Source organism: Nocardioides sp. YR527, assembly GCF_900101045.1.
Classification (GTDB): Bacteria; Actinomycetota; Actinomycetes; order Propionibacteriales; family Nocardioidaceae; genus Nocardioides.
The window spans coordinates 602536-626199 of the sequence record NZ_FNFN01000001.1 but is presented as its reverse complement, the minus strand read 5'-3'; the positions used below and the strand labels follow the sequence as shown (position 1 = coordinate 626199).

At 69.8% G+C, this 23664-nt stretch carries 25 protein-coding genes; 8 read left to right on the top strand and 17 right to left on the bottom strand.

The features are described from left to right. Nucleotides 1-8: 8 nt before the first annotated feature. From BLT25_RS02985 to BLT25_RS02960, 6 genes are all read right to left on the bottom strand, one after another. Nucleotides 9-1709, bottom strand: coding sequence for a phospholipid carrier-dependent glycosyltransferase (locus BLT25_RS02985; RefSeq protein WP_091041715.1), 1701 nt, complete (start codon nt 1707-1709; stop codon nt 9-11). Nucleotides 1710-1811: 102 nt separating this feature from the next. Continuing rightward, nucleotides 1812-2981 (bottom strand): sulfotransferase family protein, encoded by a 1170-nt coding sequence (locus BLT25_RS02980; protein ID WP_091041712.1) that lies wholly within the window; start codon nt 2979-2981, stop codon nt 1812-1814. Continuing rightward, nucleotides 2974-3768, bottom strand: coding sequence for an SDR family oxidoreductase (locus BLT25_RS02975; protein WP_091041710.1), 795 nt, complete (start codon nt 3766-3768; stop codon nt 2974-2976). The genes BLT25_RS02980 and BLT25_RS02975 overlap by 8 nt, the downstream gene beginning before the upstream one ends. Before the next feature lie 40 nt (nt 3769-3808). Further along, nucleotides 3809-6169, bottom strand: a complete 2361-nt coding sequence (locus BLT25_RS02970; protein ID WP_091041707.1) for a serine/threonine-protein kinase — start codon at nt 6167-6169, stop codon at nt 3809-3811. A gap of 59 nt (nt 6170-6228) precedes the next feature. Beyond that, complete coding sequence (locus BLT25_RS02965; RefSeq protein WP_218131217.1) at nt 6229-7395, bottom strand: hypothetical protein; 1167 nt, start codon at nt 7393-7395, stop codon at nt 6229-6231. After that, a complete protein-coding gene (locus tag BLT25_RS02960; RefSeq protein WP_091041705.1) occupies nt 7392-8276 on the bottom strand; it encodes a TIGR03619 family F420-dependent LLM class oxidoreductase in 885 nt (294 codons plus the stop codon). Before BLT25_RS02960 ends, BLT25_RS02965 begins: the two co-directional genes overlap by 4 nt. 47 nt (nt 8277-8323) lie before the next feature. Here BLT25_RS02960 and BLT25_RS02955 point away from each other — a divergent pair, with 47 nt between their 5' ends. Both BLT25_RS02955 and BLT25_RS02950 read left to right on the top strand, forming a co-directional pair. Next, nucleotides 8324-8809, top strand: coding sequence for a nitroreductase/quinone reductase family protein (locus BLT25_RS02955; protein ID WP_091041703.1), 486 nt, complete (start codon nt 8324-8326; stop codon nt 8807-8809). A 13-nt stretch (nt 8810-8822) separates the two neighbouring features. Next, nucleotides 8823-9248: a nuclear transport factor 2 family protein gene (locus BLT25_RS02950; protein ID WP_091041701.1), complete on the top strand. Its 426-nt coding sequence runs from the start codon at nt 8823-8825 to the stop codon at nt 9246-9248. Between the two features lie 3 nt (nt 9249-9251). On the opposite strand, the gene BLT25_RS02945 is transcribed toward BLT25_RS02950, so the two are convergent. Beyond that, the gene (locus BLT25_RS02945; RefSeq protein WP_091041698.1) at nt 9252-9641 is read right to left on the bottom strand and encodes a winged helix-turn-helix transcriptional regulator; all 390 of its coding nucleotides are present in this window, start codon (nt 9639-9641) and stop codon (nt 9252-9254) included. 77 nt (nt 9642-9718) lie between these two features. Between BLT25_RS02945 and BLT25_RS02940 the strand changes: the two genes are divergently transcribed. Next, the gene (locus BLT25_RS02940; protein WP_091041697.1) at nt 9719-10435 is read left to right on the top strand and encodes an SDR family NAD(P)-dependent oxidoreductase; all 717 of its coding nucleotides are present in this window, start codon (nt 9719-9721) and stop codon (nt 10433-10435) included. Here the strand turns inward: BLT25_RS02940 and BLT25_RS02935 are convergent. The 8 genes from BLT25_RS02935 to BLT25_RS02900 all read right to left on the bottom strand — a co-directional run bounded on the left by BLT25_RS02935 (nt 10419) and on the right by BLT25_RS02900 (nt 16601). Further along, the gene (locus BLT25_RS02935; protein ID WP_256328419.1) at nt 10419-10736 is read right to left on the bottom strand and encodes a hypothetical protein; all 318 of its coding nucleotides are present in this window, start codon (nt 10734-10736) and stop codon (nt 10419-10421) included. The genes BLT25_RS02940 and BLT25_RS02935 overlap by 17 nt on opposite strands. After that, entirely contained in the window at nt 10733-11503 is a 771-nt protein-coding gene (locus tag BLT25_RS02930) for a class I SAM-dependent methyltransferase (RefSeq protein ID WP_091041692.1), read from the bottom strand. The genes BLT25_RS02935 and BLT25_RS02930 overlap by 4 nt, the downstream gene beginning before the upstream one ends. Nucleotides 11504-11640: 137 nt before the next feature. Continuing rightward, on the bottom strand, nt 11641-12381 hold the full coding sequence (locus BLT25_RS02925) for a class I SAM-dependent methyltransferase (protein ID WP_091041690.1): 741 nt from the start codon (nt 12379-12381) through the stop codon (nt 11641-11643). A gap of 49 nt (nt 12382-12430) precedes the next feature. Continuing rightward, entirely contained in the window at nt 12431-13201 is a 771-nt protein-coding gene (gene pcaD, locus BLT25_RS02920; protein ID WP_091041687.1) for a 3-oxoadipate enol-lactonase, read from the bottom strand. Nucleotides 13202-13336: 135 nt separating this feature from the next. After that, nucleotides 13337-13918 carry a hypothetical protein gene (locus BLT25_RS02915; protein WP_091041684.1) on the bottom strand — a complete coding sequence of 194 codons (582 nt, stop codon included), beginning with the start codon at nt 13916-13918 and terminating at the stop codon, nt 13337-13339. 151 nt (nt 13919-14069) lie between these two features. Next, nucleotides 14070-15137, bottom strand: a complete 1068-nt coding sequence (locus BLT25_RS02910) for a ferredoxin--NADP reductase (protein ID WP_091041682.1) — start codon at nt 15135-15137, stop codon at nt 14070-14072. Beyond that, nucleotides 15127-15432, bottom strand: a complete 306-nt coding sequence (locus BLT25_RS02905; RefSeq protein ID WP_091041679.1) for a hypothetical protein — start codon at nt 15430-15432, stop codon at nt 15127-15129. The genes BLT25_RS02910 and BLT25_RS02905 overlap by 11 nt, the downstream gene beginning before the upstream one ends. Beyond that, on the bottom strand, nt 15432-16601 hold the full coding sequence (locus BLT25_RS02900) for a 3-ketosteroid-9-alpha-monooxygenase, oxygenase component (protein WP_091041677.1): 1170 nt from the start codon (nt 16599-16601) through the stop codon (nt 15432-15434). The genes BLT25_RS02905 and BLT25_RS02900 overlap by 1 nt, the downstream gene beginning before the upstream one ends. A 61-nt stretch (nt 16602-16662) precedes the next feature. Here BLT25_RS02900 and BLT25_RS02895 point away from each other — a divergent pair, with 61 nt between their 5' ends. The 4 genes from BLT25_RS02895 (at nt 16663) to BLT25_RS02880 (ending at nt 21674) form a co-directional block, all read left to right on the top strand. Next, nucleotides 16663-17865, top strand: coding sequence for an acyl-CoA dehydrogenase family protein (locus BLT25_RS02895; protein WP_091041674.1), 1203 nt, complete (start codon nt 16663-16665; stop codon nt 17863-17865). Between the two features lie 74 nt (nt 17866-17939). Next, nucleotides 17940-19016, top strand: coding sequence for an acyl-CoA dehydrogenase family protein (locus BLT25_RS02890; protein ID WP_091041671.1), 1077 nt, complete (start codon nt 17940-17942; stop codon nt 19014-19016). Between the two features lie 572 nt (nt 19017-19588). After that, a complete protein-coding gene (locus tag BLT25_RS02885) occupies nt 19589-20830 on the top strand; it encodes an HNH endonuclease signature motif containing protein (RefSeq protein WP_256328418.1) in 1242 nt (413 codons plus the stop codon). Nucleotides 20831-20963: 133 nt separating this feature from the next. Beyond that, nucleotides 20964-21674, top strand: coding sequence for a hypothetical protein (locus BLT25_RS02880; RefSeq protein WP_143033617.1), 711 nt, complete (start codon nt 20964-20966; stop codon nt 21672-21674). 16 nt (nt 21675-21690) lie between these two features. Here BLT25_RS02880 and BLT25_RS02875 read toward each other — a convergent pair whose 3' ends face one another. Next, nucleotides 21691-22041, bottom strand: a complete 351-nt coding sequence (locus BLT25_RS02875; RefSeq protein ID WP_091041666.1) for a hypothetical protein — start codon at nt 22039-22041, stop codon at nt 21691-21693. Between the two features lie 178 nt (nt 22042-22219). Between BLT25_RS02875 and BLT25_RS02870 the strand changes: the two genes are divergently transcribed. Beyond that, nucleotides 22220-22732 (top strand): hypothetical protein, encoded by a 513-nt coding sequence (locus tag BLT25_RS02870; protein WP_091041664.1) that lies wholly within the window; start codon nt 22220-22222, stop codon nt 22730-22732. A 4-nt stretch (nt 22733-22736) separates the two neighbouring features. Here the strand turns inward: BLT25_RS02870 and BLT25_RS02865 are convergent, their stop codons facing one another. Then, on the bottom strand, nt 22737-23558 hold the full coding sequence (locus BLT25_RS02865; RefSeq protein ID WP_091041662.1) for an alpha/beta fold hydrolase: 822 nt from the start codon (nt 23556-23558) through the stop codon (nt 22737-22739). Nucleotides 23559-23664 lie beyond the last annotated feature (106 nt).

Below are 23664 nucleotides of genomic sequence, written 5' to 3'. Positions count from 1 at the left end.
CACCAAGGCTACGCGGCACCACCGACATTCGAGCCTGCTCCGTCGCGAGGAACGAGCGACGGAGCAACGCGAGAAGGCGATGTCCTGAGCTTGTCGAAGGGTCGAGCGAGCGCAGCGGGTGAGCCTGCGAACCCGCGAAGCGGGTCGAGACCCGTGCTGCTTCCCGGAGCGTCACCACGCGGCCGCCAAACGAGCGGCAGCACCACCCCGACGACCGCGCAGACCGCCCCGACGCCCAGAACGACGTACGGCACCGGCCGGATCTCGGGAAGCATCACATCGGCCCCCAGCCGGACCTGCGTGCGCACCCAGGTGGCGAAGGTCGCGGCGGTCATCCCCACGAGGAACGCCGAGATGAGTGCTGCCGCGATCTCCTCACGCCGGCGGATCTCGCCCCACGGCATCGCGCCGACGATGGCCAGGAGGCCGACGGCCAGCATGATCGCGACCAGCGGCATGATCGTCATCAGGTAGCGCTCGTGCGGATTGCCGCCGCCGGAGCGGAACTGCGCGAGGTTGACGATGATCACGAACGCGTGCGCGATCAGCACGAGCAGACCGACGGTCGCCACCGACGGCACCCGCGGAGCGCTGACCACGAGGCCCCGCTCGCGACCGTGGTCCCGCAGGCGCGCGACGACTCCCAGGGCGAGCCCGAGCAGCGCCACGAACGTGATGACGTCAATGACCCAGTGCAGCCCGGTGCCACGCAGCTGAAGCGGCACCCACAGGTGGTCGTACCAGCCGTGCCAGAAGCGCGGCGCGGTCATCACCTCGAACCAGGTGTCGATCTGCACCCGCTGGTAGCGCTCCAGGAGCGCCGAGCTCGCGGTCGCGTCGCCGTAGAGCACGATGTTGCGTACGTAGAACCAGCCGATCGCCAGGCCAGGAACCCCGGTGGCGATCGCGGTCAGCCAGGTGGCCCGGAGGAAGCCCTTCCGGGTGCGGTCACGGAGCAGCAGCGTCACCCCGAGCGCGGCCCCGCACATGATCGCCGTGATCACGCCGGGCGCCTTCGTCGCGGCGGCCAGGGTGCCGGCGACCGCCATCACGATCATCCGGTTCCGGGTCACCCCGAGGCGGAGGATGCGCAGGGTCGCGAGCACGGTCAGCGACGAGGCCGCCACCGCGACGCTGTCGTTCATGACGAACCCCGCGGCGACCGCCAGCACGGCCGGCGAGGCCGTGATCGCGGTCGCGAGCATCGCTGCGGCCGGGCGCCGCGGGGTGACCTCGAAGGCGATCAGACCGACCAGGAACACCAGCGCCCCGTACGCCAGGGCGCTCACCGCACGCATCCCGACGATCAGCACCTGCGGGTTCTCGAGCGCGTCGGCCAGGGCGACCCACGGCACGCCGAGGAGGTAGTAGAGCGGTGGATGGTTCGCGGTCCAGATCATCCGGTGGCGATCGAACTCCTCCCGGTTCGCGCCGCGGGCGATCTGGGGGAAGCGCTCCCTGTCGTGCGCTACCGGGGTGTCGATCGTGGGCAGGTCGCCCGCGTGGAGCGAGATAGCGTACGAGGCGTTCGGGCCCTCGTCACGCGCGTGGTACGACAGCGCCTGGGTGGTGGCGACGTAGAGGCTCATCGAGGCTGCGAAGGCGGCCAGCAGGGCGAGCACCGTGACCAGCCTGGCTGACGGCCTGGCTGACGGCCTGGCCGGCGCGTCCGTCGGCTCGGCACTGAGCACCGCAGCGGCATGGCTCATCACATGGCTCCCCTGGTCGGACGGCGTCGAGAGCCGCACCCCCGTGAGCTCGCGTCGAACCGTAGGACACCTCGGTGGAGCAGTGGTGGAGGCCGTGCGGAATCAGAGGGTGAACGCCTGGCGAACCTCGTCCTCCGTCAGCCCGTAGTCGGCCAGGCTGTAGTCGTGCTTGGGCCGGGCGCTCCCCGAACGGGACTCGGCGTCGATGCGGGAGACCTCGGCTCGGGCAGCTTCGCTCCAGGGGATGTCGAAGTGGGCGTAGATGTTCTCGACGGTGCCGACCGGGTCCTTGACGAACCCGCGGTAGTCGATGTCGAGGAACTGCGCCGCGTCGTACCTCTTCCGGGTCTCGCCGAAGGAGCGCCACGAGCGGGAGAGCATCTCCAGCTGGGTCTTCCCGATGGTCTCCCCGACGAACGTGGTCGACATCCCCGCGGTCGCCTCGGCGGAGAGCGAGCAGCCCGAGGCGACCGAGACGACCGGGTCGCGGTGGGTGACCACCACGAGCGCGTCCGGGTAGACCTCCATCAGCGCCTCGAGGGCCACCAGGTGCGAGGGGTTCTTGAGCACCCAGCGCTTCTCGGCGTCGTTGAGCCCGATGAGCTGCAGCGAACGGCGATGGACCTCGTATGCGTCTCGCCAGTCCTGCTTCGCCAGCCAGGCCGAGTAGCGCGGGACGTTGGCCAGCGACTCGAACGAGATCGACTTGCCGCTCTGCCGCAGCAGCCGCCAGCACTCCTCGACGCTGGTGGCGTCCATGTAGTGGATCCCCATGAACTCGGGGTTGGCGACGTGGTGCTGCCGGTAGGCGCTCTGGATCGCCGCGAAGATCGGGTCGTCCTCCCAGGTCTCGCGCGGAGGCCTCGGCTGGGGGAACTCGGTCAGCCAGGTCTCCAGCCCCTGGTGCGCCGGGTCGGCGGCCAGGAGCCGGTGCAGCGCGGTGGTGCCGGTGCGGACGAGCCCGGTGACGAAGATCGGGCGCTCGATGCGTACGTCCTGGTGCTGGGGGAACTCCGCGAGCCGGGCCTGCGTCATGAGCCGGCCCACCAGGGCCGACTTCACCTGGGAGCGCTGGAAGTAGTTGCCGACCGGGGTCAGCCCGGCTTCGGGGCTCGCCAGGTCCTCGACGAGGAGCCGCAGCCCCTCCTCGTGGTCGGTCCCGTTGAAGTCGCTCAGCCCGGTGGTGCGAGTGGCGGCGGCGCAGATGTCCTCGTACGTCCCGACATCCGCCCGCTCGCGCGGTGCGCTCTCTTCCGGGCGCGCCTCAGTCATGGAACTCCCCGCAGTCCACGTTGAGCACGGTCCCGGTGACCGCGGAGGCGAGGTCGCTGGCCAGGAACAGCGCCGCCCGGGCGACCTCCTCGGGGGTGGCCAGCCGCTTCAGGTCGGTCGGGGCGGCCTTCTCGTCGTAGACATCCTGATGGGTCCGCCCGGACTCCGAGGCGATCCAGTCGAAGTAGGACTTGTTGACGTCCTCGTAGATGTAGGACGGCGCGACGGAGTTGACCCGGATGCCGCGCGGGCCGAGCTCGGTGGCCAGTGACGAGGACAGGTGCGCGAGGGCGCCCTTGGAGAGCTTGTAGCCCGCGAACTCCGGCTGGCTCTGGTAGAGCACCGCGGAGTTGATCATCACGATCGCGCCGCCGGGCTTGTCCGGGGTGGCCGCGAGCGCGTCGGCGAAGAGCGCCGAGAGCCGCAGCGGGGCGTAGACGTTGGACTCCTGGGCCAGCCGGAGCGCGTCGAGCGGGATCTGGGTGAGCGGGTCCATCGGCGGGATGCCGAAGGCGTTGTTGAGGAGCACGTCGACGTGCCCGAACTCCTCCAGCGCGGCGTCGACCAGGTGCCGGCGCGCGTCCTCCTCGGTGATATCGGTCGGCACCACCAGCGCACGGCGTCCGTGCTCCTCGATGACGCCGGCCATCTTCTGCAGTCGCTTCTCGGTGCGGCTGGCGAGCACCAGGTCGGCGCCCATCAGCGCAGCCTGCTCGCCCAGCGAGCGGCCGAGGCCGGGGCCGACCCCCGAGAGTACGACGACCTTGCCATCCAGGAGTCCAGTCATGGCGCCTAGACTAGAACGTGTTTCAGTTTTTTGTAAGGGGTCAGTCAGGAAGAGCGAATCTGGCGACCTCGTCGACCCATTCGGCGTACGCCCCGACCTCCTGCGGCACGTCCTGCGTGCGGACGAGGTCGGCGAAGGCGCGGTGCACCCGGGACCAGTCGGCACACGAGCCGCACGTCGCCCGCCCGCAACCGGCCGTGTGCTCGCGGGCGACCTTCTCGAGGACCTTCCGGAACGTGGCGGCGTCATCGCCCTCCGCCAGCGCCTCGACCACGGCGCCGAGCACCTGCGCGGCCTGGGCGGGGGCGCCGACCAGGATCGCCATCAGGATCCCGAGGGCGCGCAGCGCCGAGGGCTCCGCGGTGGTGCTCGCGACCGGCGCCGTACGCGCCAGCCGATAGAGCGTGAGCAGCTTCCTGGCGCCTCCCGGCGTCGCGCAGAACCGCGCCAGCTCGCTGGTGAACAGCGCCTCCCCCGGGGAGAGCTCGAAGCTCTCCACCACGACCTGGCGCCCGGACCGGTCGCCGGTGCCCGTGGCCAGCGCCGCGGGCCACGAAGGCACGGCCTGGCGCATCAGCGACCGCATGAACCGCACCGCCGGATCGCCCGAGAACGCCCGCAGCGCGAACGGCACGTCGAAGATCCGGGAGAGGTACGCCGCAGGCTCCGCCACCCGTCCCTCGAGCGACCGCCGCAGCATCCGCGCATCTACGGCCGCGACGACCGCGACACCCTCCCGGCCGCCCAGCTCGTCGATCGCCCGCAGCACTCCGGCCGCCGTGGCCGGATCACACCTGTCCAGGTCGTCGACGTAGACGATGGTCCGGCTCGACTGCGGGCCCGGCGGCGGACCGGGCGGCGCCGCCCGGAGCGCGGCTTCGTAGGCCGCGACCTCCCGATCCATCGCCGCGAGCGCCATGGTGGCGCCCATCGGCTGGGACCGGCGCTTGCCGCGCTGACCGTCGTCCTCCGTCACCCCGGCCAGCGCCGCCTGCAGCTCGGCCTTCCGCCGTTGCGCCGCCTGATGCTTCGCGACCAGCGGCGGCGGCTGGCTCCGCCCCGCACCTCGGACGCTGTCGAGCACCGCGCCGGCGACGTCGCCGTCGCTGTAGTGACGGGCGTCGATGCGTACGTGCCTGGCGCGGGTGGCATAGGCGGCGTCGTTCTCGCCCAGCCACTCGATGCGCTCCTCGACCCTGCGCATGAAGGTCGAGCGGCCGCTCCTGGGCAGCCCCTGGACGGCCACCGTGATCGGCAGCTGGGTGTAGGCGGAGGCCAGCAGCCGGGCCATGCGGTCGACGTCGAACCGGTGGCCGAGGACGTCGTCGTCATGGTCGACCCACTCCGGTTCGACGACAGGGCTGGCGACAGGGCCGGCGACAGGGCCGGTCACGATCGGCACCTCGGCAGTGTCCCCCGCGGCCGACGACTCGGCCTGCTCCAGGACCGGGGCCGGGTCCGGCGCCACCTCGATCACAGGAGCCGCAGGAACCTCCGGAACCTCGGGAACCTCGGGAACCTCGGTGACCTTGACCTCGGACCCCGGTTCGGGCATCTCGGCGAGCGGAGTGACCGGCAGCCCGATCTCCTCCTCGACCGCCTGGAGCGCTTTGGCGAAGTCGGCCGCGCTCCAGTGCCGCGCGGCGCGGCGCTTGAACATCGCCTTGCGCAGCGCCTCCTCGAACGAGGCCGGGATGTCGTCGCGGTCGATGGCCACCGGGTCCTGCTCCCGGATCCGCTCCGGCAGCGCCTCGGGCGCCTCGCGCGCCCCGTCGAACGGCGTACGTCCCGCCAGCAGCGTGTAGCAGGTCGCGCCCAGGCTCCAGATGTCCGCCCACGCGCTCGGCTCGGGTGGGTCCGAGAGCATCTCCGGCGCCATCCACGGCAGCGAGGTCGAGCCGGCGCCACCGGGACGCCCGGCCGAGGAGAGGCCGCCGAAGCCGACCAGCTGCGGCTCTCCGGCCGCGGTGAGCAGGATGTTCGCGGGCTTCACGTCGCCGTGCAGGATCCCGTGCCGGGCGGCGATGTCGAGCGCGCCCGCGATCTTGATCGTGATGCTCAGCGCCTCGGCGACCGAGAGCCGTTCACCCTCCCAGGCTGGGCTCAGGTCTCCACCGGATCGGTAGTCCATCACCACGAAGCTGCGGTCGTCGTCGGAGACGCCGACGGCGTGCAGAGGCAGCACGTGCGGGTGGGCGGCGAGCTCGGCGACCTCCTTGGTCTCCCGGGCGAGCGCGTCCTGGGTCTCGCTGCTGAGCCGGTCCTTCCAGACCTTCACGACGACGTCCGCCTTCTCCTGGGACCACTCGTAGAGGAAGACATCGGAGGACCCGCCGGCGCCGATCAGCCGGCGGTGCCGGAATCCCGGAATCGTCGGTGGCTCGAGGTGGGGGCTGGCCATGGGCGGCAATCATAGGGGCCGAACGCCATCGCGTCGCGGACCCCTCCTCATCCCCGAGATCAGCTCAGCATTCTGCGCGCAACTGCCCGCTGACGTGCGGCGATCCGCTCCGCATACCCCCCAGGGTTCAGCGTCTCGGTGTGCGGCAACAGGTCGGCCACGTCCGCCAGACCCACCTTGTGGACCACCGGTCCGTCGGCCGCGGTGAGGTCGCGTTCGAGCCGCTGCCAGCGCAGCATCAACGAGCCGGTGCGGTGGCCGGTGGTCTCGAGCCAGTTGGCGATCGGCTGCCCGTCCAGGGGTGGGCTTTCCGAGATCACGAAGCGCATCACGCCGTCGGGGTCGGTGACCGCCTGGGCCTTGGTGAGGCTGGTCTGGTGGGTCTCGTAGTCGGTCGAGGCGTACCAGTCCGAGCCAACCTGGATGGCCTGGTAGGTGCAGTCGTCGCAGCGCGGCACCTCCACCACGAGCGCCTCGTCCTCGGCGAGCTCGTAGTGCCCGATCGAGGAGAACTGCGACTCCAGCCCGCCCGGCGTACGGGCCGGGACCGTGAGCGTGTTGACCGGCTCCTTGTACTGGAAGAACTGGGGGAAGGCGAACCAGGTCTGGATCGATCCGGTCAGCGACCGGGCGGCGACCTCGTACTTCTTCCGGAGCAGCTCCTGGGTCAGCGGGCGGCGCGGCCGGCCGAGGGTGTCGGGCCGCTCGATGGTGATCGTGCCACGGGTCTCGGTGTCCCAGTCGTTGAAGACCTCGCGCACGATCAGGGTCTTGGCGCCCGGCTCGGCCGTGTAGGTGAACTCGAAGGAACCGTCGTAGTCGAGCTGCAGCTTGCGGTCGTCGAAGGCCATCAGGCTGGTCGCCGCGGAGTCCGCGGTGTAGGCGCCGCCCATCACCTGGAAGGAGAGGTCCGCGCTGGTCCCGCGCCTGCCCCGGACCACGTACTCGACACCCTCCCGCAGGTAGGCGTTGAAGTAGATGGCGTCGGGGTTGTCCAGGCCCTGCTTGGAGAACTGGTGGGTCGGGTTCACGAACAGCGGCTGCTCGAGGTCGTAGTCGAACGCGGTCTGCATCGCCATCCGGATCCGGCCGGAGAGGTACTCGTACCCCTCGAGCCGGTCCGCCTCGGTCCGGATGAAGGGCGCGTTCGCGATCAGCTCCTCCGCCTCCGCGATCGCCTGCTGGAGCGGTTCGGTCAGGCCGTACGCCGCGCTCTGCTCGGTCACTGCCCAGCCTTCGCGATGATGTTCTCCGCGTACCACTCCAGGTGCTTGATCTTCTTCTCCAGCGGCTCGGGGTCAGCACCCTTCACGTAAGGGTCACGGAACCCGACGATGCAGTCGGTCACACCCTTGTCCTCGAGCCGCTTGACCCCGTCGAGGTCGTACGCGTCGTAGCTGATCACGTGGACCTCGAAGTCGTCGCGGGTGTCACCCTCCTCCTCACGGATCTCCTGGAGGCGCACCAGCAGGCGGTCGAGCTCCTCGCCGTCGCCGCCGGCGTGCATCCAGCCGTCGCCCTTGAGGACCGCACGCCGGAGGGCCGCGTCGGCGTGGCCGCCCACGAGGAGCGGGATCTTCTCGGTCGGCGCGGGACGCTGCTGGAGCGGCGCGAACTCGTAGAACTCGCCGTCGTAGCCGAAGAAGTCACCGCTCGGGTCGGTCAGCCCGCGCAGGATGTCCATGCACTCGTCCATCCGCTTGCCGCGGCGCTTCCAGTCGACGCCGAGGGCGGCGAAGTCCTCCGGCCACGGAGACAGCCCTACGCCGAGACCGAGCCGGTTGCCGGAGAGGAAGGCGAGGCTGGAGGCCTGCTTGGCGGCCAGCACCGGCGGGCGCACCGGGAGCTTGACCACGAACGGCGTCAGCCGCAGCGTCTCGGTCACCGCGAAGAGATGCGCGCACAGGATGAACGCCTCGATGAACTCCTTGCCCTGCAGGAACTCGCGGTCGCCGGTGTCGGTGTAGGGATAGGTGGAGTCGGACTCCTCGGGATAGATCAGGCTGTCGGCCACCGTCATGCTGGTGTAGCCGGCGGCCTCCGCCGCTTTCGCCAGCGGTGCGTAGTAGTCGGCCTGCGTCATTGCCTCGGCATAGGTGAAGCGCATGCGCCCAACACTAGAACGTGTTCTATGTTTCTGCCAGAGTGTTGACCATGTCTCCTTCGCTCGAGCGTCCCCCAGGCCTCGACTCGCCGCTGACGGCGAGGATCATCAAGTACGGCGCCCGGGCCAACACCGCGCTGTTCAAGCTGACCAACGGCCGCGTCGGCGGTCGGTGGCGGGTGATGGCGGGCTGGCGCAAACCCGCGCCCGTCCTGCTGCTCGAGCACGTCGGGCGCAAGTCCGGCCGCACCTTCACCACTCCCCTGCTGTTCATGCGGTCGGGCTCCGAGCTGGTCGTGGTCGGCTCCCAGGGCGGGCTGGCGAAGGACCCGCAGTGGGTCGCCAACCTGCGAGCCCAGCCCGACGTCGCCGTCCGGGTTCCCCGCCGCGGGCGGCGCCTCGTCCGCGCCCGTGTCGCCGACCCGACCGAGCGGGCCGCGCTGTGGCCGCGGCTGCTGGAGACGTACGCGGACTTCGAGACCTACCAGACCTGGACCGACCGGGAGATCCCGGTCATCGTCCTCTCGCCTCGCTGAAGGAGCTGTGCCCATGGAGCTGCAGGAACTCATCGACCGCGCCGAGATCACCGACGCACTCACCCGCTACACCCTGGCCGTCGACGACGGCGACTGGGATGCGCTCGACACCGTCTTCGCCGGCGACGCCACGATCGACTACTCCGAGTCCGGCGGCACCGTCGGCGAGGTCGCCGACGTCAAGAAGTGGCTCGCCGAGATGCTGCCCGCGTTCTCCAGCAAACGCCTGCACACGATCGGGCAGGTCGGCATCACCTTCACCGAGGAGGGCGCGGAGGTCGTGGCGTACTTCGACAACCCGATGGTCATCGCCGACGGGTCCGGCGGTGAGCGGGTCGTCGAGGTCGGCGGCCGCTACCGCCACTCCTTCGTGCGTACGCCGCAGGGCTGGCGCTCCCGCCACCTGCACGAGGAGGTCTTCTGGACCCGCGGGTTCTGAGTCTCAGGCTGCTTGGCCCCGCACGACCCAGTCGGCGAGGCCGGCCAAGGGCACCAGCAGATCCCGCCCGCGGTCACTCAGCGCGTACTCCACACCCGGCGGAACCGTCGGGAAGACGGTACGCGTCACGATCCCGTCCTCCTCCAGAACCCGCAGCGTCCGAGTCAGCATGCGCTGGCTGATCCCCTCGACCCGGCGGCGCAGCTCGTTGTAGCGGTGCGGGCGCTCGGCCAGCATCATCACCACCAGCAGCGTCCACTTGTCGCCGAGCATCTGCAGCGTCTGCGTGACCGGACACGCCTCGTACTCCCCCGCCGGCACCAGCGCCGGCAACCCGGGCCCGAGCGCTTCGCTCACGATGTGCCGGGGCACATCGGTGTTCCCATCTGACATTGAAGTGCCTTCTTCCGCGATCGCCGCCGGGCGGCGAGGGTTGCTGACATCAGCAACCTATCCATGAGGGAGAAGAGATGAGCACGATCGCGGTCCTGGGCGTCGGCCCCGGCCTCGGCATGTCGGTGGCACAGCGGTTCGCCAAGGAGGGGTACGCCGTCGGCCTGGTCTCGCGCAGCGCCGACCGCCACCCGGACTACCTGGCTGCGCTGGAAGCGAGTGGCGTGCGGACCGTCGCAGTCGCCGCGGACCTGAGGGAGCCCGGCGCCGTCGCCCGCGCCCTCGACGAGATCACCGCGGAGCTCGGCCCGGTCGACGTCGTCTACCACGGCCCCGGCGCCCACGACCTTCGCGCGCCGACCGTCGGCATCCTCGAGACCGGCCCCGCGGACATCCGCCGCGCCATGGCCGAGGTCCTCGAGCCGGCCGCCTCGGTCGCGTCGCTCGTCCTGCCCGCGATGCGCTCCCGTGGTAGCGGCTCGCTGATCTACGTCTCCGGCCTCAGTGCCATCGTCCCGTTGCCGTTCCTCGGCCCCTACGCCCCCGCCTCCGGCGCCCTGCGCACCTACGCCCACACCCTCGCCGCCGCAGTGGCACCGGACGGCCTGTTCGTCGGTTCCCTCGTCGTCGGCGGCCTGATCGAGCGCGGCGACATCCACCAGATGCTCACCGAACCCGGCTCGCCTGCGCCCTACGCGACCCTCGATCCCGACGAGCTCGCCGACGCGGTCTGGCGCCTGGCTTCCGGGGTCGAGGACGAGATCGTCTTCGACGCGTTCACGCCGGAGCGGTGAACGAGACCGGCTTGCCGGTGGCACGGGCATGGGCGATCTCCCTGCGCGTGGACTCGCCGACGTACCCGCCGGGGTTGACGACCAGCACGCGGTCCGCCAGGTCGATCTTGCGCAGGTGGAGGGTGCCCAGTGCGGTCTTCTGCTCCTCGGTGATCAGCCCATCCGCCTCACCCGGCGCGACGACGATGACCCCCGCCAACGTCAGATCACGGTTGGCCGCACGCATCTCGTCGGCGAACCGGACGGAGCCGCAGATGCAGACGATCTCGGGGCGGTCGGGCACAGCCGCTCCTTCGCTCATCGGACATCCCAGGCCGGCGCGCGAGCGACCAGCAGATATCCGGCACCGTCGGGGTCGAACGTCGTGGTCTCGACGGTGAGCCCGACGCTCTGCAGCTCCGCGACGAGCTCCTCGTGGCGGTACGGCCAGAAGGACACCCGCTCGGCGCACGTTCGGAGCGACCCGTCCGGCTCGATCTGGGTCACGGCGATCTCGAAGTGGTGCTCCTGCTCCCAGTCGGGCGCGACCTGCGTGTAGTAGGTCACCACCGCGTCGCGGCCGTTGCGGCGGACCAGTCGGTCGCGGATGTCGAGACGGGAACCACGATCGCGGACGACCTCCCACGCGCGCGAAGTGAGGACGAGTCTGCCGCCAGGACGTAGAAGCCGTGCCATCGAGGCGACCGCGGTCTGCCGGCCGGTTGCGCCTTCGGCATGACCGAGGGAGTTGCCGACGCAGAACACCAGATCGAAGCTCGAGGCATCGAAGTGGTCCGGCAGCTCCTCCCAGCTGACCTGCTGGGCTCGGAGAGAGACGCCGTGCTCACCGGCGAGCTCTTCGGTCCGGCGGACCATCCCGGCGCTCGCATCCGTCGCCACGACATCCAGGCCACGGTCGGCGAGACCAACCGCGAGCTGGCCCGTACCACAGGCGCAGTCGAGGACACGCGCGTCGGACGGGAGCGATTCCACAAGATCGCCATACCTCGCGGCAGCGCCGGCGGGAGAGGCGAGGTCCTCGCGGATCAACCACTCGTACGCCTCGCACAGCGGACCATAACCAGCCATCGCCGACCACCTCCATCACTCGCAGTGGGGTGACCACCGCACCTGCCAGGGCTTGCCACCTGTCGTTCAGCAAACCAGACGTGAAGACCTCGACGCCACGAGGTTTCTGGGGCATCAGATATCGGGCCGGCCCCCGCTCAGAGCCCCTTCTCGAGGCTGACACGGGCGAGGACGACGAGCTCCTTGCCCGGGCGATCAGGCGCATCCCGTACGTCCTCGACGGCGAAGCCGTGGGCGAGGAGGTCGCGCTCGATCTCGTCGCGGTCGCGGAAGCGGAGGGTGGAGGTCGAGGTCAGGATCTCGTCGTCGATGGCGGTCGAGCCCTCGAACGTGACGAGCGGGAGGTCGACGACGGTGACCGTGCGGGTGACGACCGCGGCGCGGCCGTCCGGCAGGGAGACAGTCGTCGGGGCGAGGTCCCAGCCCTCCCAGGCTCGGACCTCCGGCCGACGGGTCTCGAAGACCAGCCGGCCGCCGGGGCGGAGCGCGGCACGGACCACGGTCAGCGTGGCGGACCAGTCCTCGTCGGAGACGAAGACCTGGGCGACGTTGCCGGTCATGACGACCATGTCGGCCTCGCCCGCGACACCTCCGAGCGCGGTCGCGTCGCCGGTGATCCAGGTGACGCGGTCGGCGTACGGCTTGGTGCGGGCAACCTGCACGGACGCGCCCGCCGGGTCGACGCCGACGACGGAGAGGCCCTCGCCCGCCAGGCGGACGGCGAGCGAGCCCGTGCCGCAGCCGAGATCGATGATGCGACGGGCCCCGACCTCCCGGGCGATCGCGACGTAGGCGTCCAGGTCGGAGCGGTCGTCGTCGAAGACGTCGTAGAGCACGGCCTGACGAGGGTCGGTGAACGCGGCATCTGGTTCTCGCATCAGCGCCGAACCTAGCCAGGCCACGCCGTCGTGCGCACCTGGGTTTCGGTCACCCCGCCAGCAGGTGGTCGATGATCGCCGGGGTGATGGTCCCGGGCTGCTGCGCGTTGGCGAGGTGCGCGGAGTCACGGACGACCAGCACACCACCGTCCTCGACCGCGTCGGCGATCGCCTCCAGGTGAGGCGGCGGGGTCGCCGGGTCGTCAGCGCCGGCGATGGCCAGGGTCGGCGCGGTGATCGCAGGGAGGTCGGCGCGCAGGTCCATGGCCGCGATGACCTCGCAGCAGCCGGCGTAGCCCTCGGCCGGGGTGGCGGCGACCATCGCCTCGCAGCTGGCCCTGACGTCGGGGTTGGCCTCGAGGAACCCGGGCGTGAACCACCGTGCGACGACCGCCTCGGCGACAGCCTGCGTCCCATGCGCCCGCACGGTCGCCGCCCGATCGTTCCAGGCGGAGGACGGGGTCAGCTGCGCCCCGGTGCACAGGACCACCAGGCGTTCGACGCGCTCCGGGTTGCGGGCGGCGAGCCGCATCCCGGTCATGCCCCCGAGCGAGAGGCCCACGAAGTGTGCCCGCTCGACGCCGAGGCGGTCCAGGAGGGCCACGACGTCGTCGGCGAGATCGTCGATCGAGTAGGGACCGGGGCGTACCGGCGAGGCTCCGTGCCCGCGGGTGTCGTAGCGCAGCACCCTGAAGTACCGCTCGAGCTCGGCCAGGTTCTCGTCCCACATCGAATGGGTGGCGCCCAGCGAGTTCGACAGGACCACCACCGGACCATCGGTCCGCCCCGTGACGACGTGGTGCACGTCCACCGCGTTCATGACGCCACCCACTCGAGGCGGGCCGGGATGCGATGGGCTGCACGGATGACGTCCATGCCAGGAAATCTAGGATCGCCCGACCGATAATGGGAAGTATCGATTAGGCGCCCATTGATACGCCCCGCGTATCAACCCTCAGCCGAGACCCGGGCGTGCGTGCAGCCCGCCGCCGGACTCGTAGAGCAGACCCTTGTCCTTGATGAGCTGACCGGCGGCGGCCAGGATCGGACTGTCGCCCACGGCGGAGCCCGCCATCGAGGCGATCGCCTCGAACATCTTGATCGCGGCGTCGTCGACGGCCGGCCAGTTCCACTCCGCCGGAGCGGCGCCGACCGGCTCCACCGCGTGCCAGCGGGTCGCACGGGCCTCCGCCATGGTGGTGAGAGTGCTCCAGCCGAGGCCACCGATGCCGACGACGCCACCGAAGTTGAGGCCGATCAGGCCCCAGCCGTTGCACTGGTACTCGAAGGCCGAAGGGCCGAACTCGGACTCGTCCAGCTGGACCCGGGTGATCACCGGCTCGGGGCCGGTGTTGGGCGCGTAGAGCTTGAACGCCGGCCGAGCCGCGAGCAGCGAGGCCGATGCCGTCGTGGTGATCTCGCTCAACGGCTGGCCAGGTGCCGAGTAGGCGTCGAAGACCCTGAAGCCGAGGTCGAGGGCATAGCCGACGACGAAGCGCCGGTCGTCCTGGGCTGCGTAGAAGTTGCGATTGAACACGTGTGGGGAGACCTCGCTAGAGCCCTACCTGTCACCCGACGTGCAACACGTCGAGGGACCCGGTGGGGATGTGGTTCGGGCAGCGCGACACTATCGCGCCGGATACCGGGACCCGGCAACCGGTTGGTGATCTGTATCTCTCGCGAGTCCCTCAGGAGTACGTGCCGCGGACGGTGTCGGTGGTCGGCAGCGACTGGCAACCCAGCCGGATCCCGTCGTCGAGATCCTCCTGCTCGAGCACGTCGTTGCGCACCATCTTCACCTCACCCTCGAGCAGCCGGAACGCACACGCCGAGCACTCACCCTCGCGACATGAGTAGGGCGCCTGGACGCCCTTCGCCTCGAGGAATTCGAGCATCGGGGTGCCCGGGTCCCAGTCGTCGTACGTCGTCGTGGTGCCATCGAGCTCGATCTCCAGCGTCACGGGCTGCTTGGTGACCCCGTCCGCGGCCTCGGCGGGCTCGACAACCTCCGCCTCGGCATCCTCGACCGGGGCGACGTCGCCGAACGGGTTGCCGCCCAGGGAGGCGAACTTCTCCTGATGCCGCCGCGCCCGCGGGAACTCCAGCTCCTTGAGCGCGGCGATAGTCGCCTTCATGAACGGCGCCGGCCCACAGACGAAGGCGTCGTACGTCAGCCGGTCGGCCGCGAACGCCTTGAGCTGCTCCCCGGTGGGCAGCCCCTGGACCGACTCGAGCCAGTGGACGACCTGGAGCCGGTCCGGATGCTCGGCGGCGAGCCGCGCCCACTCCTCGGCGAAGATCACCGAGCGCTCGTCACGGTTGGCGTAGAAGACCACGATCCGACCCGTGCCCTCGCGGAGGGCCGTGCGCGCGATCGAGATGATCGGGGTGACGCCCGAACCGCCGGCGAAGAGCAGGAAGTCGGCGTCGATGTTGGCTGGTGTAAAGATTCCGCTCGGTGGAAGGACACGCAAGGTGTCACCGGGCTGGAGGTTGTCGCAGATCCAGTTCGACGCGTAGCCGTCCACAGTGCGCTTCACGGTCACCGTGAGCGGATCACCCGGCGCACTGGAGAGCGAGTAGCACCGGGCCGCGAGCCCGTCGCGGTCGCTCGGCACCGCGACGGTCAGGAACTGGCCCGGCTTCGGCTGGAAGGCGTGCCGTACGTCGTCGGGCAGCTCGAAGACGATCGAGTGCGCCTCGGAAGTCTCCTTGACGATGTCGCTGACGGGCAGCAGGAAAGAGTCAGTAGCCATCTTCGGCTCCGATCTGGATCCGGCCGTCGGCGACGGCTGCTTCGATGGAGGCTGCCAGACGAGGGCAGCGGGCGTGGACGAGCCGCTCGCCGTTGGCGGCGGCCTTGCGGCGTACGAGATCCGGACACTGGGCCTGCGCCTCGGCCGTCCACTGGACGGAGGTCTGGTGCTCGCTGTTCTTCTTCACCCCGACGCAGGCGAGGCAGTCGAGGCACTCCACCTCGACCAGGCGGGCCTGGGTGTAGAGCCGCTGGTCCTCGATGGTGTCCTGCGATGTCGGGACGAACGAGGCCATCAACTGACCCCTGCGTCGCTCGACTCAGGACTCTCGGCCTTTTCCGCCTCGATCCGGCGCAGGTTCTCAGCGACCTCCTCGTGCCAGAACTCGTTGGCCTTGGTGGTGTCGACCTCGAACTCGAAGCGGGCACGCATCTCCGGCTCGATGTCGGCGACGTCGACGTAGAACTGCTCGTACCAGCGACGCAGCTGGTAGACCGGGCCATCCTCTTCGCAGAGCAACGGGTTCTGCACGGGAGCCTTGTTCTCCCAGATCGCCACGTCCTGGAGGAACCCGTCACCGAACATGTCGGCGTACTTCTTGCCGATGAAGTTGGCGGTCTTGTCGTCGAGGCCCTCGGGCTTCTTGACGGTGATGCCGTACTGCAGCAGGAACGAGTCCGGGCCGGTCGGGATGTGGCAGTTGATCAGGATCACCTCGGTCACGAAGCCCTTGTAGTCGACCTCGAGCCAGTTGATCATGTACGCCGGGCCGTAGTAGGTCGCCTCGGACTTCAGGAACATGTCGGCATCGCCGTAGCCGCCGGCGACGTCGGGACGCCCCTTGGACGCCATGTACTGCGTCGCGGTGTGGTCCTCGAACACGTTGCGGAAGTCGGTCGGGAACGCGAAGTGCACGTAGTAGAAGTGCGCCATGTCGACCACATTGTCGATCAGCTCACGGCAGTGGCTGCCCTTGATCGGGACCGTGTTCCAGATCCAGTCGGTGTAGACCTCGCGGTTGCTGACGTCGGGCAGCTCCGGCGGCAGGATGTCGTGGTCGGCCTTCGAGCCCTCGGGGTCGTGCCAGATCAGCAGCGAGTCGTTGCGGATGACGGTCTCGTACGCCTTGGTGCGGGCGCGCAGCGGGACGCGGCGGGCGTAGGGGATCTGCTTGCAGCGGCCGTCGGCACCCCAGCGCCAGTCGTGGAACGGGCAGCCGACCTCGTCGCCCTTCACGGTGCCCTGGGTCAGATCGCCGCCCATGTGGCGGCAGTAGCCGTCGAGCACGCCCAGCTCGCCCTTGGAGTTCTCCCAGACGACCAGCTTGCCGCCGAACGCCTCGACGGCGTGGGGCTTGCCGTCCCTGAAGTCGCTGGCCAGGCCCAGGCAGTGCCAACCGCGCGCGAAGCGCTCCGGCTGGGAGCCGTGGTCGAGCGTGCGGGTCTGGGTGGTGGGGTCGGCCATCGTCGTACCTTCCGCTGGTCTGAGTCTGTTCAAAACGTAGAACCTGTTCTAGTTTTATCACATGCATGTGGCCTTGACACCCGCCCAGGAGCAACTTCGCTCAGAGCTCAACTCCTACTTCGCCCAGTTGGTCACGCCTGAGCGCCGTGCTGCGCTCGCGCGGGCATCGGGCGAGTTCGGAGACGAGGCCGACAAGGAGGTCTACCTCTCGACCATCCGGCAGATCGGTGCGGACGGCTGGCTCGGGATCGGCTGGCCGAAGGAGTACGGCGGCCAGGACCGCTCCATGGTGGAGCAGCTGATCTTCACCGACGCCGCCGCGGTGGCCGGGGTGCCGATCCCCTATCTCACGCTCAACACGGTCGGTCCGACGATCATGCGGTTCGGGACCGAGGAGCAGAAGGCGTACTTCCTGCCGAAGATCCTGGCCGGGGAGCTGCACTTCTCGATCGGCTACTCCGAGCCGGGATCGGGGACGGACCTCGCCTCACTGCAGACGAAGGCGGTGCTCGACGAGGGCACCGGCGAGTGGGTCATCAACGGCCAGAAGATGTGGACCTCGCTGATCCAGTATGCGGACTGGATCTGGCTCGCCTGCCGGACGGAGCCGGAGGCGTCGCGCCACAAGGGGCTGTCGATGATCCTGGTGCCGACGTCGTCCTCGGGTTTCTCCTATACGCCGATCCAGACCGTGGCCGGGGTGGGCACCTCGGCGACCTACTACTCCGACGTGCGCGTACCTGCGTCGAACCTCGTCTCCTCGCGGGGCGGCGGCTGGGCGCTGATGACCAACCAGCTCAACCACGAGCGGGTCGCACTCACCTCCGCGGCGCCACTGGTCCACTCGCTCGGGCTGGTGAAGGAGTGGGCGCGGACCACGGTCGCACCTGACGGCAGCCGGGTCATCGACGCCGAGTGGGTCCAGCTGGCCCTGGGGCGAGCGCACGCGCGCATCGAGGCGCTCTCGCTGATCAACTGGAAGCTCGCCTCCGACGCCGACCACGGGGTCGCGCTCTCGCCGGCCGAGGCGTCGGCAACCAAGGTCTACGGCTCGGAGCTTGCCACCGAGGTCTACCGGACGCTCATGGAGATCGTCGGCCCGCACGCGGGCATCACCGCCGACTCCCCCGGCGCCGTGCTCGCCGGCCGCCTGGAGCGGTTCCACCGCTCCTCGCTGGTGATGACCTTCGGCGGCGGCACGAACGAGATCCAGCGAGACATCATCGGGTACGTGGGCCTCGGCCTGCCTGCCGCCAAGCGCTGACCCATCCACTCGTCGGTCGAGCCGCGAGCGCTAGCGAGCGTGTCGAGACCAATACAGTCGATTGCGAGAACACCATGGACTTCTCCTTCACCACCGAATCCGACGACGCCGCCGAGCTCGCGGCCAAGATCATCGGCGACGCGACCGGCGTCGACAGACTGCGTACGGTCGAGGCGGACGCCGGCGACCGCGGCCGCTTCGACGCCGCCCTCTGGTCCGCTCTCGGCGAGGCCGGGCTGCTCGGGCTGCATCTGCCCGAGGCCCAGGACGGTGCCGGGCTCGGGCTCGTCGAGCTGTGCCGGGTGCTCGTCGAGGCCGGACGCCGGGTCGCTCCGGTGCCGCTCGCCGTGCACGGGCCGTGTGGCCTCTTCCTCTCGGAGACCGCAGCGGACGCCCTGGCCGGCGTCGCCGACGGCTCCCGGGTCCTGACGGCCGCGGTCGCCGAGGACCACTCCCACCTGCCCGACTCCCCCACCGTCGTCGCCACGGGCGAGACGGTCACCGGCGTGAAGACGCTGGTCAGAGCCGGGATGATCGCCGACGCCTTCCTGGTGACCGCGTCGGCACCGGACGGCACCGTCGGCGTCTTCCTGGTCGAGGCCTCGGCCGAGGGCGTGGACCGCCATGCCCAGCACACCAGCGACGGCGACATCACCGCGCTGGTCTCGTTCACCTCGGCGCCCGCTCGTCGGGTCGGGGACTCCGCAGCCGCCGACCGTCTCGGCTCGCTCTTGACGGTGGCTGCGGCCGCCGAGCTGTTGGGCATCACCGAAGGAGCCCTCGAGCTCACCTCGTCCTACGCCAAGACCCGCGAGCAGTTCGGCCGCGCCATCGGCACCTTCCAGGCCGTCTCACAGCGGCTGGCCGACGGGTTCATCGACGTACTCGCCCAGAGGCTCACCCTCTGGCAGGCCGTCTGGCGGGTCTCCTCGGGACTCCCCGCCGACGACCAGGTCGCAGTCGCCAAGCTCTGGGCCGCCGACGCCGCCCACCGCCTCGCCCACACCACCGTCCACATCCACGGCGGTGTCGGCATCGACCTCGACGGCGTCGCCCATCGCTACTTCACGACCGCCAAGCGGTTCGAGTTCGTCTTCGGCGGAGCCACGGAGCAGGCGCTGCGGATCGGGCGGTCGCTGGCCGCGTCCTGATCCGCTTTCTTCTGAGGGGCCCTGGTGGCTGCCGGGGCCCCTTCTTTGTGGCGTTGTTTTGTGCTGTATCGCGCCGGACAACACTGGTGTGCGATAGCGCGTTGGGCCAGTGCCGGTCGGTCGCTCGCTCGCCGCGTTCGGGCGGGGATGTGGGCGTGTGTCCGTTGGTCTCGGGATGACTTCCAGCGCGGGTGGGGCCAATACGTTGTCTGGGTTGGGAGATTTCGAACCAGGGTGTCTGGGTTGGGTGCCATTTACCTGTCTTGCGGACTTCCAGCAGCGGTCTGGGCTTTGGTTGGGGATACCTGTCCCTGATTGGGTTCACTAGTTTTGCTTGGTGTGGTAGGCTCGGCGCAGGCGTAAACGTGAAGGCCGACCACCTCGAAAGAGGCGTGCCCCATCCATCCGAGAAACAACGGGTGTGGGGTAATCCAGGGGAACCAGGGGCGTGCACGCTGAGCTGCGAGGGTAAGTAATAGCCCGTACTGCCGGGCCTCCGAGACCAGCGAACCAACCGGGATTCTGCGCGGGCAGAAACCCTTGAGTTCGTACGTCGGGAGGTGACCTGTTCGATGACCATGCTGCAACAACCCCAACACCCTGTGCTGGGGGCGGTGGTCGCGGTCACCACTTCCCTGGAGGCGGTTGCTGAGGCGAATCCGGTGTTCATGGCCACCGATCAGAAGGCTGCCACGCTGCTCGAGATCGCGCGGGCCAAGGCGCAGTTGGCCGAGCTCGAACTGCGGGTGCTCGCCACCGCCGATGACGTCGTCGCCGAGTCTGGGGCGCGGGATGTGGCGGCGTGGTTGCATCACCACACCCACCAGCGCCCCGAGACTTTCCGTGCCGACCTGCGACTCGCCCAGGCCCTGGACCGGAACTACGGACTGGTGGCGGCCGCGATGCGCATCGGCGCGTGCAACCCGGCGCAGGCCCACGTCATTGCGAATGCCCTCGACGACCTCCCCACTGATCTCGACTCCGAGATCAAGATCAAGGCCGAAGAAGCCCTGGTTGCCTACGCGACTCGGTTCGACCCCACCCAGCTCCGCCGCCTCGGCCGCCGGATCCTGGATGTCATCGCCCCCGAGATCGCCGAAGCCGAAGAAGCCCGGCGGCTCGCGGCCGAGGAAGCCCACGCCCACAACAAGACCCGCCTGAGCATGCGGCGACTGGGGGACGGCACCACCCGGATCTCCGCGGTCATCCCGGACGCGGCCGCCGACCGGCTGGCGACCAACCTGGAAGCGTTCGCCTCACCGCGGCGCGATGACGGGACCCGCACCGAGACCGGCGAGTACCTGCCCTACGACCGCCGCCTCGGCCGGGCGTTCTGCCAACTCCTCGAAACCCTCGACCCGGCCCGCCTGCCGATCCACGGCGGGGACGCCACCACCGTGATCGTCACCATCGACCTCGACCAGCTCCGCCAAGAAGCCGGCATCGCCCAGATCGTTGGCGGCACCCCGATCACCGCCGCCGAAGCCCGCCGGCTGGCCTGCACCGCAGGCATCCTCCCCGCCGTCCTCGGCAGCGACTCCGAGGTCCTCGACCTCGGCCGCAAGGAACGCTTCTTCACCGCCGCCCAACGCCGAGCCCTCCTGCTCCGGTCAGCGACCTGCGAAGCCGAGGGCTGCGACATCCCCGGCACCTGGGCCGAAGCCCACCACTGGATCGCCTGGGCCCAAGGCGGCGCCACCGACCTCGACAACGCCGCCCTGCTCTGCTCCCATCACCACCACCGCGCCCACGACGCCACCTACCTCCACGAACGCCTCCCCAACGGCGACATCCGCTTCACCCGACGAACGTAGGGACTCCCCAGGACCACCTGGGATGCGCATCTTCGGAGCGCCGGCGAAAAGCGCGTGCGACACAGTTGGATGTATGGAATCATCGCTCTCAATTGAGAGCACTGCTCTCTTCGCGTCCATCAAGGAGCCCCCAGTGACCACCCCACATGTCTCCCCCGATCACCGAACCCGGATGGGCGCCGTCGCACTGGCGATCGCCGGTCTCCTCTTCGCCGTCTACGAGATCGCGGCCCCGCGCGCCGACGAGACCACGCTCGACGGCGCTGCTTCGTGGGCCTCCGCCGGCTGGAGCATTGCGCACATCAGCGCAATCCTCGGCCTCATCCTCATCCCGCTCGGCTATGGCGCGATCCGCGGCTTCCTCGACGGCACGCCTCAGGAGAGGACCGCCCACCTCGCTGCCGTCATCGGCTACATCGGCTCCGGACTGACCATCTCCTACTACGGCGCCGAGGTCTACGGTCTCAAGGCCATCGGCGAGCGTGCCGTGGCCGACGGCGACGCCAGCCTGACCGACGTCGGCAACGACTTCCGCCTCGACCCGACCGCGATGACCGTCTTCGCGATCGGACTGCTGCTCGTCGCGGTCGCCGCCGTGCTCGCCTCGATCGCGGTCTGGCGCTCGGGCTCCCTGTCCCGCTGGAGTGCCGTCCCGCTCGCCGTCCTCCTGGTCACCATGCTCCCCCAGTTCTTCCTCCCGCAGGCCGCGCGGATCGTCTGGGGCGTACTCGTCGCCGTCGCTGCCTTGTGGCTCGCTGCTGCGCTGTGGCGTGCTTCAGAGGCCGGCTCTCGGCCGCAGGCGTCCAGGAAAGTCACGATGCTCTCGTCGCCGGCGGACGCCTGAGGACCCGAGGGCCGGCTCAGCCACCGACACACTCGTCGTTGTCGCCGCCGGAGTAGCAGGGCGGGGCGCGGTAGCCGTCGTCCTCCCGCTCCGGCGCCGGCAGGTCCACCGCGCCGGGGATGTAGCAGATCACGAGGATCGCGGCGCCGCCCAGGACCAGCAGAACCTGCCAGAGGGTCCCGAGGATTCGGCGGTCGGGGTTGAGCATGTGGGCGACGACGCCGCACAGGAGAGCGACGAGCGTGATCGCACCCCAGACGCGGTAGGCGGTGATGTTCGAGGGCTCGATCTGCGGCTGCTCGCCGAAGAAGACGAGATAGACATCCAGCCAGTTCGCGGCCAGCTTCCCGATGGCGAGGAGAGCCACGACGGATGAAAGGGCCGCAGTGATGGGATACCAAGGCACGCGCGTGATGCGCCAGCGGACACTGGCCGGGCGGTCGAAAGCGAGCATGCGACGAGTCTCGCGGCACCACGGCGTGGCGTGATGAGCCCGCGTACTCAACTCTTGACCTTCAGGTCGGTCGAAGCCCCAGCATCGAGGCATGACCGCGACCCCTGCTGTTGATCCCACGATGGACGCCATCACCGCCGCCGTGACCCTCGGCCACCAAGGCGAGACCGCCAGAGCACGGCAGGAGCTGCTCGCCATCTGGGAAGACCTCGGGGTACTGGGCGATCCCCTTCACCGGTGCACGCTCGCCCACTACCTCGCCGACCTGCACCCCGAACCTGCCGAGGCACTCGTCTGGGACGTACGCGCCCTCGACGCAGCAGGCGCACTGACCGACGATCGGGCCGGCGAGCACCACGCTGGCCTCGCGGTCGCCGGCTTCTACCCGAGCCTGCACCTCAACATCGCCGACAACCTGCGCCGCCTGGGCGCCTTCGACGCGGCCGCCGAGCACATCGGCAAGGCCGATGAGCGCGCCGCGGCGCTGCCACCAGGAGCGTACGGAGACATGATCCGCGCCGGGATCGTTGGTGTCGGTGCAGCGATCGCGACGCGTGACACCGCGCCGCGGGCGACCGCGCCGAGCGTCGGCAGCGCCGGCTGAGGGCTCAGGAGGCCTTGGCGATGGAGGCGAGGATCGCCGAGGCGGCGGCCTCAGGGGCCTTGGTGGGGATCCAGTGGCTGACCGCGGTCAGCTCGATGAACTCGTAGGGGCCGGTGACGAAGTCGTCGTTGCCCTCCAGCGCGGTCCGGCCGATCGCGACGTCCCCATCGCTCCAGAGCATCGTCGTCGGGGCCGAGACCCGGCCGACGCGCGGGGCCAGGGGAAGGGCTCGATACCAGCCCAGACCACCAGGGAGCGCGCCGTAGTCGACGATCTCCTCGCGGAAGCGCTCGACGTCGTCCTCGTTCCAGCCGCTCCCCCGCATCATCCGCTCCATCCGGCCACCGCGCCCGGCGACCACCTCGGGCAGGACCGGGATGTTGAAGAGCGCCATGTAGGCCGACTTGCGCAGCTGCGGGCCCTTCATCGACCGGGCGAACGCGACCGGGTGCGGCACCGACATCGCGGTCCAGCTCCGGACCAGGTCGGGTCGCTTCGCGGCCACTCCCCAACCGACCGCACTCCCCCAGTCATGACCGGCCAGGTGCACCGGCCGGCCGACCTCGTCGATGAGCGCCACCACGTCCTCGACCAGCCGGCCGGCTCCGTAGCCGAGGCGGGTACGCGGCCGTGCGCCCGGCGAGTAGCCGCGCTGGTCCGGGGCGAGGGTGCGGAAGCCGGCCGCGTGCAGGATCGGTGACACCTCACGCCAGCAGCTCGCCCGCTCCGGAAAGCCGTGCAGGAGCACGACCGGATCGCCGTCGGCCGGGCCCGAGTCGACCACGTCGAAGGTGAGTCCGTCACGTACGTAGCTCGAGATCGTCACGCATCCATCCTGTCAGTCCGCTTCCGCCTCTGGGCGGGTTGTCGGGTGCGATAGCGGCGCCGGCGACCATGGTGTGCGATAGCGCGCAGAGGTAAGGCGTATAGGG